Source organism: Parafrankia irregularis, from assembly GCF_001536285.1.
Classification (GTDB): Bacteria; Actinomycetota; Actinomycetes; order Frankiales; family Frankiaceae; genus Parafrankia; species Parafrankia irregularis.
This window is the reverse complement of sequence record NZ_FAOZ01000016.1, coordinates 75788-88438: the sequence shown is the minus strand read 5'-3', so window position 1 is coordinate 88438 and position 12651 is coordinate 75788. Positions and strand designations below refer to the sequence as shown.

The following is a 12651-nucleotide window of genomic DNA, read 5'->3' as shown; positions in this document are numbered from 1 at the left end:
CACTGGCCACCGGGACCGGGCCCCTTGGCGCAACGAGTTCCGCCGGTGAGGAGAGACGTGACCCTGTCTGGACGCGCGCGAAGGACCATCGTCGTGGTGATGGGGGTGAGCGGCAGTGGCAAGACCACGGTCGGCCAGCTGCTCGCGGAGCGGCTCGGTGTCGACTACGCGGAGGCGGACGCGTTCCATCCGCCGGAGAACATCGCCAAGATGAGCTCGGGGCAGCCACTGAACGACGAGGACCGGCTGCCCTGGCTCGCCTCCATCGCCGTGTGGATCACCGACCGGCTGGCCGCCGGCGACGGCGGCGTCGCGTCCTGCTCGGCGCTGCGGGCCCGCTACCGCGACGTTCTCGGCCAGGGCGGCCCGGGCACGTGGTTCCTGCACCTGGACACGCCCCGCGAGCTGATCGTCGCGCGCGTCTCCGGCCGGCGGGACCACTTCATGCCGGTATCCCTCGTCGACTCCCAGTTCGCCGCGCTGGAACCGCTGCGCCCCGGCGAGGCGGGCATGGCCGTCGACGGGTCACTCCCAGTGGACGAGATCGTGAACCGCGCCGTCGACGGGCTCACTGCCTACTGGGCGTCGACGCGGCCCGGACCTCCGCCAGTCAGGTTGCCCGGGCGAAGTAGAGGATCGCCAGCATGATCGCCAGGGCGCCGAGGAGCAGCCGCAGGGCGGTGTTGGGAAGCCGCGGCTGCAGCCGGGCCCCGAGATAGCCGCCGAGCAGGCCGCCGAAGCCGCAGGCGAAGCCGAGTGCCCAGTGCGGGGCGATGCTGCCGGGCGCGGCCAGGGCCAGCAGCGCGTACGTCACCGCGCCGGCGATCGAGGTGAGGAGCGTGGAGGCGAGCGTGGCGGGAGCGACCTGCGCGATCGGTAGGCCGCGCCCGACGAGGATCGGTCCGAGGATGGAGCCGCCGCCGATGCCGTAGAGGCCGCCGACGAAACCGACGACGGCCGCGAGTGGCCTGACCGCGCGCAGTCCCGGCGCGGCGGCGTGCGCGCCGCGGGGTCGGGGCGGGCGCAGGGTGCGCACGCACAGCCAGGTCCCGAGCGGCAGCAGCAGGCAGGCGAGCAGCAGGCGGAACACCGCCGCCCCCGGGGCGAAGACGACCCGTACGACAGCCCCGAGCACCACCGCGGGCAGGGTGCCCGCGACGAGCCGGCGGGTCAGCGGACCACCGAGCTGCTTCTGCTGCCGATAGCGAAGCAGCGATCCCGGCGTCGCGATGACGTTGAACAGCAGGTTCGTGGGCGTGACGGCCGGGTTCGGCACGGACAGCAGATCAAGCTGCACCGGCAGGAGGAACATCGCGCCCGAGACACCGACCGGAGCGGTGAGCGTCGCCAGCACAAGCCCAGCGACGAACCCGGCAAGGACCACGCTCACAACCGGACACCCTCCAGCGCGTTCCGACCCGCCACGCCCCCTCACGCCTCATTACCTGCGCGTTCGCGACATTCCCTACCAGCTGTGAGGTTTTTCCCACCCTTCGCATAGAGTTCCGAGGGCTGTTGCCTGTCGGGGGGACGACGGGGCGACGCGGGGGACGACGACGCCGAGGCGTCGTCGGGGTGAGCCATGCCTGGGCGGCAGGGGTCGCCGCCGCCCCGCCTCCGCCTCCGCTTCCGCCCTGGCTTGCGGGACGTCGCGTACAGGCGGAAGGAGCGCGGGGGACGATGGTGGCGAAGATCGTTGTCCATGGTCCGTGGAGTGGCCCGGGTGAGCAGGAGACCGCCGTCTACCTGCGAGACCACCTGGACGACGGGTGGACGCTCGTCTGCGGCCGTCAGCTCGTCGCCGGCTCGGGCACCCGCGACTCCGACTTCATCCTGGTCGGGCCGAACAGCGTCATCGTCGTGGAGGAGAAGTCCTGGCGGGTCGACCTGATCGGTACCGAGGAGCGCTGGTACGAGCGTAGGACCGGGCTGGAACGCGGTAACCCGATCAACCAGGCGGTCGGCGTCGCGCGGATCCTCGCTGGCAGCCTCACCCGGTTCAACAAGCCGCTCGCCTCGGCGCTGCGCCACGCCGCACCCCCCGGTCAGAAGCAGCTTCATCTCGTCCACCCGCTGGTCGTGCTGTCCTCCCCCGAGGTCACCTTCCAGATCGAGGACCCGCGGGCGGCGAGCCACGTCGTGCGGCTGGCCGGCTGCGAGCAGCGCCTGCTGGAGATCGACCGTGCGGTCGGCGCGCGTTTCGACCTCGCCCCTTTCCGCGCCGCGGTGCTGTCCGCTGTCACCGGCCTGCGGCCGCGGCCACAGACACCCACGACGCTCGGCGCCTATACGATCATCGGCAACATCGAGCCGACCCCACGCGGCCGACGTTATGTCGGCCGGCACTCCGCCGGCGCGGTGCGGGTGCTGCTCACCTATGAGCGCCAGGGCCTCACCGAGGCCGAGCTCAAGGCGAGCGACCAGCTGATCCTGCGGGAGTTCGACGCGCTGCAGCGCCTGGCGCACCTGCGCCGGGTGTTCGCCGTCGACCCGTACTTCGGGGTCAACGACGACCAGATGTGGGTCGCCCCGATGCACCCGCCCGGCCCGCGGCAGGAGACGCTGCGCAGGCGGATCCGGGCCGGCAGGCAGCCGTCGGCGGCCACCTTCGCCGCGGTCGCCGCGGACGCCTTCGCCGGGCTCGCGGACATCCATGACGAGGGCATCACCCATCGTGCGCTGCACCCGAGCCGCGTCTGGGTGACACCGGAGACGAACGGGGTGATGTTCTCCGACTTCCTGATCGCGAAGATCGCGGATGCGCGGACGGTGCATGACGCCGACGAGGTCGATCACGACGGCGGCCCCTACCGGGCGCCGGAATGCCGCCGCACCGCGCACCTGGCGATCAACCCGTCGGACGTCTACTCGCTGGCGCTCTGCCTGCTCGACTGGTGGGAGCTGCGCCAGGCGGACCCGCCGCGCGAGCCGCAGGCACCGCCGTCGCTGCCGGACCGGGTCCGTGACGTGCTCGACGCCTGCTTCGCGTCGGCGCCCCAGGACCGCCCGTCGGCCCGCGAGGTCGCCGACCGGCTGGGGGCGCACCTGGCCGAGGAGCGCAAGCGTGCGGTACGCCTGGCACCGGGTGTGCGGGTCGGCAAGTACGAGCTGGTGCGCCAGCTGGGCGACGGCGCCACCGCCACCACCTGGCTCATGATCGACCGCGCCTTCGACGTGCAGCACACGCTCAAGATCATGAAGTCGGCCGAGCTGATGGACAACCTGCGCGGCGAGTTCACTCTGCTGCACAAGCTCAAGCACGACCGGATCGTCCGGATCCACGACTACCTACTCGAGCCGCCCGGGCCGGCGCTGATCTCCGAGTACGTCGAGGGCAGGACCGTCGGCCAGCTCGCGGAGCGGCTGCGCGGCAACCCGGCCGCGGCGCGACGGATTCTCGCCGACATCCTCGACGCCCTCGAGTACGCCCACGGGCACGGCGTCCTGCACCGCGACCTGTCCCCGGGCAACATCATCGTCGACGAGGACGACCGCGCGACGCTGATCGACTTCGGGGTGGCGTCTCGGGCCGACACCGATGCGCACAGCATGGTCGGCACCCTGCCCTACCTGGCACCGGAAATCGTCGCCGACGGCGCCTGGTCGCCGGCCGCGGACCTGTACTCGCTGGCGGTCCTGGTCTTCGAGGCGCTGGTCGGCCGCCCGCCGTACGCGGTCGACGGCCAGCAGCGCAACAAGTTCCAGCTCGTCCCGCCGACGCCCCAGGAAGCGACGGAGGCGGGCGTCGGCGGGACCAGGTTCCTCGAGGTGCTGGCCAGGGCCAGCGACCCGGACCCGGCGAACCGCTTCCCGTCCGCCGCCGAACTCCGCGACGCGATCGACGTCGTGTTCGCACCTCCGCCGCCCCCACCAGACCCACCGGTGGTGGACCCGATCGTCGTCATGCGGCCTGATCCGGCACCGCGGCCGAAGCCGCCCGCCAACCCGGTCCCGCGTGGCCTCGTGGTCAATCCCGCGGTCGACGAGATCCGCCAGCTGTTCCGCAACAGCAGGCTCGGCAACCGCGGCAACCGCGGCCTGGACTCGGAGTTCGCCGACCAGACCTACATCGAGACCCGGCTCGACGAGCGGCTGGCGCCACGCATCATCGACGGCCGGCCCACGCTGGTCGTCTTCAGCGGCAACCCAGGCGACGGCAAGACGGCGTTCCTGGAACGGCTCGGCGTCGCGCTGCGCGAACGCGGCGCACACGTCCTGGAAAGTGATGCCGCAGGCTGGCGGATGGCCCTCGACGGGCACGAGTTCGCGTCGGTCTACGACGCCAGCGAGTCACATGAGGGCGTGTCCGCGGACGAGCTGCTACGCCGGGCGCTCGACCCGCTGAACGAGACTTCCAGGGCCGGTCGTTACACCGCGCTGATCGCCGCCAACGACGGTCGCCTACTCGACTTCCTCGACCACGAGGCCCACCGCTACCCGCAGATCGCGGCGGTGCTGGGGGACGGCGTCGCCGGCCCGGGTACCGACACCGCCGGGGTGCTGCGTATCGACCTCAAGGGCCGCTCGATGGCGTCGGCGGGCCAGGCCACCGGGTCGCTGACGGTGCGGATGCTCAACGGGCTGCTCACCGACGACCTGTGGGCACCGTGCGGGAGCTGCGCGGTCGAGCAGCGCTGCCCGATCCGGGCGAACGCCCGCGGCCTGGGCGACGAGCGCGCCCAGGACCGGCTGCACCGGCTGGTCCTCACCTCGCACCTGCGCCGCGGCCGGCGCCCCACGATCCGCGACCTGCGCTCCGCGCTCGCCTACCTGGTGACCGTGGACCTGGGCTGCGCCGAGATCCACGCCGAGTTCGGCGACGGCCTCGGGAACCCGGCCCGGCCGGAACGGCACTTCAGCATGGCTGCGTTCGACGCGGCGGCCGGGCACGACCGGCTGCTCGACGAGTGGCGCGCCCTCGACCCGGCGGCGGTGCCGGCACCTCAGGTGGAGCGTTCGCTCGCGCCCGGCACCCGGTCGGCGGCGGAGGTCGTCCGCGCCAAGCGGCTGCGTTACTTCACCGCGACCGACGCGGAGCTCGCCGCCGTCGACCATCTCGGCCCGTACCGGCACCTCGACGAGTTCCGCGCGCTGCTCGCCGGCACCCACTCCGCGAACGGCGCCGCACCCGACGGTGTGGCCGATGCGATGGTGCCCAGGTTGCTGCGCGGTCTTTCCCGCTGTGTCGGGCCGGTCGGCTACGACGGCGACGGGGTCGCGGTCTCGGTGGGCGAGCCGACGGAGAACGGCGGCGAGGTCGTCAAGGTACTGCCGCTCGACGAGTTCGAGGTCGTCGTGGAGCCCGTGGACGACCGGTTCGTGGAGACAGCGCCGGACGTCGTCATGCTGCGGCACCGCTCCGGCCAGGTAGACCTGCCCGTCGACGTCGACCTGTTCGAGCTGCTGATGCGTGCGAACGCCGGCTTCCTGCCCACCAACCCCGAGGTAGCGCCGCTGCGCGAGGAACTGGGCCTGTTCCGGGCCGGTCTCACCCTCCAGCCCGCGAGCCGAGTGATCATCATCGAACCCAACGGGCGGCGGAACATCATCAACGTGACCGGCACGACCATCGAACTGCTGCGGGATGCCCGATGACGCTACGCCTGCCCAAAGAGCTGCGCTCCTACCAGTTCGAGAAGTTGACCGGCCTGGAGCTGAACGACTTCGACGTCGACCGGTTCCTGCCCGTGCTGTTCGAGATGGTGGAGACGAAGGGCCGCCGGCTCTCGCGCTCGAACGCCGACCCGGCGAACCCTCGCCGCTACGTCGAGACGCTCGCCGCCCATCCGCAGCTGCGCGGGTTCGACGACGAGCATGGCCTGGCGGTGCTCGAGCAGTGGGTCAACAGCAGCGTCGTCCGGCTCGGCCACAGCGGCCGCGGTCATCGGGACGTCCAGCTCGCCGCGGTGCAGCCGATCCACATCGGTGCGTACCGAGCCGGCCTGCCGACCGAGGGCGCCCGCCACCGCAAGGTCCACGTGGTCGTGTACCGGCTGCTGAAGGAGGCGCTGCTGCGCCGGGGCGCGCCCAACCCGGAGCAGACACTGCAACGGCTGTTCCGGGAGGCGTTCGGCCGCGGTGTCGCCATCGACGCGTTCGGCGTCCCTGCCTTCGACGGGAAGACCGACGACCTCGACGCGAACGTGCTGCTCAGCCTCTACTACCTGGAGGGCTTCCAGCCGGGGAAGGTCATGGCGACCCGGGCCGACCTGGACTGGAGCCCCGTCATGCCCGGGGTGATGATCGCCCTCGGTGACCTGCTGCTCGACTTCCTGACCGTCTACCGCACCCGGCTGCCCACGATCGCCCTGGCACGGCATCTCGCGGCGTTGCTGAACATCGGTCTGTTCACCATGACCCTGCGGCTGTTCACCGTGGTCGGCGAGCTGTGCCGGGGTGGCGTGGGGCAGCCGCCGCCAGTCGACCTCAGTCGCGACCTGCATCCCGCCCGCACCGAGCTCTACGTCGACTTCACCCGGCAGACGGGCGGCGACTCCGACCGGCTCGCCGGCGAGTGCGTCGCGCGTGACCTGGAGCGGCTGCCGGCCTACTTCGAGAACATGATCCTGCTCAAGACCCTTGACCGATACGCGGTCAACGAGCAGCGGCTGCGGACGTACGTGGAGGGCAAGTCGGGCCCGGACTGGCTCGCCGCGCTGGTCGGCATCCGCGGGCTGGAGTACGTCGAATGGCGGGCCGGCCTCGACCTGGGCCGGATCGTCGAGACCACCAGCACCGAGCTGCGGGTGCCCGAGGCCGACGCCAGGGCCGAGCTCGCCGCACTGGCGCCCGACGGCTCGCAGCTCGACCTCGTCCTCGCGGCGATCCGCCAGTCGCAGGCGTCCAAGGCCGTGACCAGCGCCGGAAGCTGGCTCTGGAACACCGGCGGCCTGCGCAAACAGGCCGGGCTGCTGCGCGGGAACCTGCGAGGCCGGCGGGCTTGGCGCTACGCGATGACCGACGAGCTGCTCACCACCCTGCTGCTGGCCACCCTGATGGACCCGGCGAAGGGAGCCCCGGCGCCGCGGATGCGGCTCGCCGACCTGCTCGACGTGCTGGAGCATCGCTGGGGCCTGCTGGTCCACCGCCCGCCGGGCGCGCGGGACGACGCATCGTCCCGCGCGGTCGCGAGCGGGAACCTCGCCGCGTTTACCGGCCGCCTGCATCAGATGGGGTTCTTCGCGGACCTCGCCGACGACTTCAACGCCCAGTATGTGATCAACCCTCTTGCCGGAGCGCGGCGATGACTGATCTGAGCCCCCTGCTCGCCACCCGGGTCGCCGACCGGCTGGTGGCCGACTACCTGCGCACGGCCGCGCCGGGCCGCTGCCTGCGGCTCGACCATCTGGGCACCCGCGACTGCCACGCGGTACGCGACGCGGTGACCAGTACGCTCGCCGAGACCACGGCGGGCGGCTCCGTCGTTGTCGCGGTTCTCGGCGCCGCCAGCCGGGACGGCGCAGGCCGCAGTGGCAGCCACGACAGCGACGACAGCGACGACAGCGACGACAGCGACGACAGCGACGCGATCATCCCGCCGGAACGCGCCATCGAGCTGCGCAACCGCAAGTCAGCCGCGTTGCTGCTGCTCGTGCCCGCGGGCGTCGACAGCCCCGCGGCGAGCAGCCTGGAGAACTCGTTCGAGTCGATCGACATCCAGGACCTGTTCGCCCGCATCGCCCGGGACGCCCTGTACCGGCTGGACCGGCCGTTGCGCGACCTGGTCAGCCAGGTTCAGGCGACGGTGCGCCGCGGCGCGTTCCCGCGCTCGCGGCAGGCCCGCGCCGAGTACCTGCTCGCGGTCGGCGCCGCCGCGGCCGACCCGGTCGCGGGCGGGGCCACGGCCGCGACCCACGCCGCCGGCACGCACCTGCACCTGCTCGGCCTGATCCCGGACAGCGGCGGCGCCTCGTTCGCGGCCCGGCTCGACGCGAACGCCCAATGCGTCGGCGAACTGGTCAAGCCGGGCCGCTCGCAGACGGACGCGCGCAGCCGGCTCGCCGAATGCCCGCTACGCAAGGACGACGAGCGGTACCGGGCGATCGAACGGTTCCTCGTCGCGGTGCCACGACTGTCCGAGCGCGGCTGGCTGCGCGACCTGGCCGACGACACCACGGACCTGGCGTTCAACCGCTGGCCGCTGGACCTTCCGGTCGACAGCGATCTGGTGACACTGCAGGTCGAGCCGTTCGCCAACGAGGCGGGCATCATCGCCGCCAGCACCGGCCTGCGTCTGGGTGCGGACGGCGCGCTGCCGACCTGTTCGTCCCGCGGTGGCTTCGTGAAGGTCAGCTGGTCGACGGAGCCAACCAGGCCCAAGGATGTCGCACGCTGGCAGGTGGAGATCGTCCCGTCGGAGGAGTACTACGGCGACGAGACCGAATTCGACGTGACCCTGCCCTCCGCGAAGGTCGCGGGCAGCCGGCACAGTCACCGGCTGACGGTGAACCTCGACCTCGAGGGCGCCGAGCGGATCCCGACCGTGGTGGCTGTCCGGGTCAGCGCGCTGGACCGCAACAGCCAGGTGCTGCGCCTGCGCGACGGCTCCCTCGCCCAGGCGACGAGCAAGGAGTTCGCGCTCGAGGACGACGCGCCGCCGCCGGAGAGCACCGCCGTACGGCGGGACACCGCCGTCTCCCTGCCGCTTGCGCGCCTCGCCGCCGAGCAGGCGGGCGCGGACTCGGACGTGGAGACCTCCGAGGGCTGGCAGAGCGCCGACCTGGCCTATCTCCAGCTGCGCTTCGGCCGGGGTGGCCGGACCCACGTCACACGGCTCGGGGTCAGTGCCCCGCTGCGGGAGCTTTCCGCTCGCGCGCTGACCGAGCTGGACAACCTCGGTCGGTACGAGGCCGAGGTGGGCGCCGGGGCGTCCTTCGCGGCGGGCGCCGCCACCGTGGCCGGGTCAGCCTGGCCCTCCGGTGCGGGCCGGGCCTTCCTCGCCGCCCGGCGGGAGTTCTTCGAAGCGGTCCGCAACCAGCCGGGCCGCGGCCTGCTAGAGGTCGCCACCGTCACCGAGGAGCTGGCCGCGCTGGGCGCGAAGTACACCGCCGCCTACGGGCGGATCCTGCGCCGTGACTCCGGTACCGCCGACCTGCGTGCACTCACCTCGATCGACACCCTCCGGCTGCGGATCCACCTGGGGCGGCGGCACCCGGTGGACGCGCTGGTCCTCCTGCCCACGCATCCGCTGCGGGTCGCCTGGTACCTCGGCTACCACGCCGAGCTGGAGACATGGCGCACCAACCTGCGGGCGGTGCCCCCCAAGGATCGCCGCGACGAGATCGACGTCGATCTGCTCGCCCGGCTCTCCCCCGCGCGGGTGCCCTTCCTGCTCGCCGGCCCCGACGGCACTCCGTACGTGTTCGCGCAGAACCTGCGGCTGCTGTACGGGCTGTACCTGCCCGTCCACGAGTCCGACCCGGCGACGGCGGCCAGCGAGGCGGTGAACGCGCTCGGGCTGCCCGGCGCGGACGTCAGCGTCGGGGAGGTACCACCGGCGCGGCTCGCGGACCGCATCCGGCTCTACCGGGAGACCCACCGCTGGCCGGAGCGCCTGCGCATCCTGGCGACGAACCCGGGCAGCGGCGCGTTCCTCGGCGGGGCCCTACGGGCCGTCACCGCCGACCCCGAGGCCGGCGCCGGCGCCGACCTCGGCGGAAGCGGCCGTGAGCTGGGCGAGGACGAGGATGCGGCGCCGCATGTCTGGATCGAGGCGTTCGGCGAGGGAGCGTCGGAGACGAACCCGCTGCCCGGGCTGCGCGAGCTGCAGCACGACATAAGCGACAACCGGTCCCGGCCCGGCCGCGGCTTCCTGGACCCGGCATTGGAGATCTCCGCCGCGCCGCTGGACGCGATCGAGACAGCCCGCGCCGCGCACCTGGCGGTGCTCGCCGACGTCAGCCACCCCGAGCTTCACTTGGATGGCGCCGAGGCCGGCGGCGCCAGCGTCTCCTTCCGTGGGCTCATCACCCAGCTGGTCACCAGGCCGGACCCGGACCGACCGGTCTGGTATTCGGGCATCGAGTTCCCCGCCACTCGCGGGACGGACTCCGCGCCGGTCACCGACCTGCATCGCCGGTTCGCCGAGGGCGTCTCCAGCGTGTTCGCGACCGATGCCGCGGACGTCACTGGTGCCGCGGGGGTGGCCCGTATCCGAATCCGGGTCGACAGCGACACCAGGCGGGTGCTCGACCTCGCCCACGACCGGTGCGACTGGGTCGTCGTCCTGGACCGCTTCCTGGGCCTGGACCTGTTCGACGACCCGGCCCGGCGGCCCGCCGGCGGGCGGCGCTACATCCTCGACTACGCGCCCGAGTTCCTCGACGGCCTCGGCCATCAGATGGCCATCACGACCGCCCACCGTGCCGACGTCGAGAAGATGTTCCTGCAGGCGATGAGCGAGCTCGGATTCGAGCGGCCCGGCGAATCGGTCTCGTCGGTGGTGGAGGAGCTGCTACTCGTCTCCGGTCGGCTGATTCTCGCCGCGACCGGCAACGACAAGCGCGCCAAGGAGGCCGTCGCGCTCGCCGCGGTCGTCTCCGAGCTCCGTCGGCGCGGCGAGCTCGCCAACACGATCGTGATTCCAGTCGACGCGCATCTCGACCTGTTCGGGCCACGGGCCCGCCGTGGTCTCTCGCCGGGCAAGAAGGCCCGGCGATGTGACCTGCTGCTGGTGCGCTTCCCAGGACGTCGGCTGCACATCGAGGCGGTCGAGGTGAAGTCGCGCGGGCTGCTGGAAAGCGAGGATCTCGCCCGCGGGATCGACGATCAGGTCAAGGCGACCATCGGGGTCGTCCAACGGCTCTTCTTCGCCGACCCAGCCCGGATCGACCAGCCACTGCAGCGGGCCCGGCTCGCCACCCTGCTGCGCTACTACCTGCGGCGCGCGGCCCGGCGCGGGCTGATCACCGACGCGGTGACGTTCAGCCGGATGCAGGAGGGCATCGACCGGCTCGACACCGTCGAGCCGTCGGTGACCTACGGGCGCAGCGGCTACATCGTCGTCCAGCAGGGAGACGGTGTGGACGAGTTCGTCATGGGCGAGACCCGCATCCGCACGCTGACGGCCACGGCGGCGGACGGCGACCGCTTCGCCCCCGGCACCGGTCCGGGGACCGACAGCACGCCCGACAGGTTGGACCAGGCCGGGCACCCGTCGGTGCGCCCACACCTACCCGTGGCCGAACAGCCGCCGGCGCCAGCCGCTGTGCCGCAGGCGTCGCCGACCGGGGCACCACGGGTGCCTGCGCTCCCACCGGACGTCCCCGTCGCTCCCCTGCCGCGGGCGGACGCCCCGGCAGCTGAGAGCCCAGTGAGTTCAGCCTCCTCGGCCAACGCGGAGGTCCCTGCGGCGTCGGGTGACCCGACTGCCACCGCCGCCACCGGCACCTCCGGCGTGTCCGGCACCTCCGCTGCCCCGGCTACGGACCGTTTCGACGACTCGGCCGAGCCCGACGACTCGGCGGCGTCCCACGGCTCGACGGGCGCGTTGGAGGTCGTGCGGGTGCGGCTCGGGACGACGCTTCCGCCGGAGGAGGCGGTGCTCTGGGAGGCCAGCACGACCGGCAGCCCGCACCTGTTCATTCTGGGAATCCCCGGCCAGGGCAAGTCGGAGACGACGATCCGGCTGCTTCAGGGCGCCGTCGGTGAAGGCCTGCCCGCGCTGGTCATCGACTTCCACGGCCAGTTCGGTTCCGATCCGCGCCGCCCGGCGTCGCTGCGCGTGCACGACGCGGCCGCCGGTTTGCCGTTTTCCCCCTTCGAGCTCGCCGCGGACGGCGGCCGGCATGCGTACAAGATGAACGCGCTGTCGATCTCGGAGATCTTCGCCTACGTCTGCGGGCTGGGCGACATCCAACGCGACGTCGTGTACCAGGCACTGATCAACCGCTATGAGGCGCACGGCTGGGGCCAGCTCACCCCACCGCGCGGAATTCCGACCCTGGACGAGGTCCGGGAGCAGATCGCCGCCCTGGAGAAGGAGCGCGGGGTAGCGAACGTGCTGGCCCGGTGCCGACCGCTGCTGGAGTACGGGCTGTTCACCGACAGCACCGGGACGAGCGTGCAGGATCTGATCCGCGAAGGTCTGGTCGTCGACCTGCACGGCTTCGCGGAGGTCGAGCAGGCGCAGGTCGCCGCGGGCGCGTTCCTGCTCCGCAAGGTCTACAAGGACATGTTCTCCTGGGAGCAGACCGGGCAGCTGCGGCTCGCCATCGTCCTGGACGAGGCGCATCGCCTCGCGAAGGACGCGACCCTGCCCAAGCTGATGAAGGAGGGCCGGAAGTTCGGCGTCGTCGTCGTCGTGGCGAGCCAGGGCCTCGACGACTTCCACCCGGACGTCCTCGCCAACGCGGGTACCAAGGTTCTCTACCGGGTCAACTACCCGCAGTCCCGCAAGGCCGCCGGATTCCTGCGCACCCGTACCGGCAAGGACCTCTCGGAGGAGCTGGAGCAGCTGCCGGTCGGCAACGCGTATATCCAGACGCCCCTTATGCCCGCGGCACGCCGCGCGCGCATGCTCCGCCCGGAGACCTGAGAACCCGACCACTTCTTCCCAGGAAACCGTTTCTCCCGGCCATGGCCGTGACCTGAGAAAAAGACGTCATGAGTGTTGGCCAGACAGCGGGAACGGCGTCTGGCCAACACTCATGA

5 protein-coding genes are annotated in these 12651 nt (G+C 72.1%); 4 read left to right on the top strand and 1 reads right to left on the bottom strand.

The features are described 5' to 3' along the window. The first annotated feature begins 57 nt into the window (after positions 1–57). Positions 58–648, top strand: coding sequence for a gluconokinase (locus tag AWX74_RS22710; RefSeq protein ID WP_242666361.1), 591 nt, complete (start codon positions 58–60; stop codon positions 646–648). On the opposite strand, the gene AWX74_RS22705 is transcribed toward AWX74_RS22710, so the two are convergent. Next, a complete protein-coding gene (locus AWX74_RS22705) occupies positions 611–1390 on the bottom strand; it encodes a TSUP family transporter (protein ID WP_091280478.1) in 780 nt (259 codons plus the stop codon). The two genes, AWX74_RS22710 and AWX74_RS22705, sit on opposite strands and share 38 nt — an antisense overlap. Positions 1391–1680: 290 nt before the next feature. Between AWX74_RS22705 and AWX74_RS22700 the strand changes: the two genes are divergently transcribed. From AWX74_RS22700 to AWX74_RS22690, 3 genes are read left to right on the top strand one after another with little or no spacing between them, the layout of a single operon-like run. Then, entirely contained in the window at positions 1681–5595 is a 3915-nt protein-coding gene (locus AWX74_RS22700; RefSeq protein WP_091280474.1) for a protein kinase domain-containing protein, read from the top strand. After that, a complete protein-coding gene (gene mads7 / locus AWX74_RS22695) occupies positions 5592–7247 on the top strand; it encodes a methylation-associated defense system protein MAD7 (protein WP_091280471.1) in 1656 nt (551 codons plus the stop codon). The genes AWX74_RS22700 and mads7 overlap by 4 nt, the downstream gene beginning before the upstream one ends. After that, on the top strand, positions 7244–12535 hold the full coding sequence (locus AWX74_RS22690) for an ATP-binding protein (protein WP_091280469.1): 5292 nt from the start codon (positions 7244–7246) through the stop codon (positions 12533–12535). The genes mads7 and AWX74_RS22690 overlap by 4 nt, the downstream gene beginning before the upstream one ends. The last annotated feature ends 116 nt before the right edge of the window (positions 12536–12651 follow it).

What these genes read in the sequence shown, in the direction of transcription:
- AWX74_RS22700 (WP_091280474.1), top strand. Translation starts at nt 1,681, where the DNA reads ATGGTGGCGAAGATCGTTGTCCATGGTCCGTGGAGTGGCCCGGGTGAG.
- mads7 (WP_091280471.1), top strand. Translation starts at nt 5,592, where the DNA reads ATGACGCTACGCCTGCCCAAAGAGCTGCGCTCCTACCAGTTCGAGAAG.
- AWX74_RS22690 (WP_091280469.1), top strand. Translation starts at nt 7,244, where the DNA reads ATGACTGATCTGAGCCCCCTGCTCGCCACCCGGGTCGCCGACCGGCTG.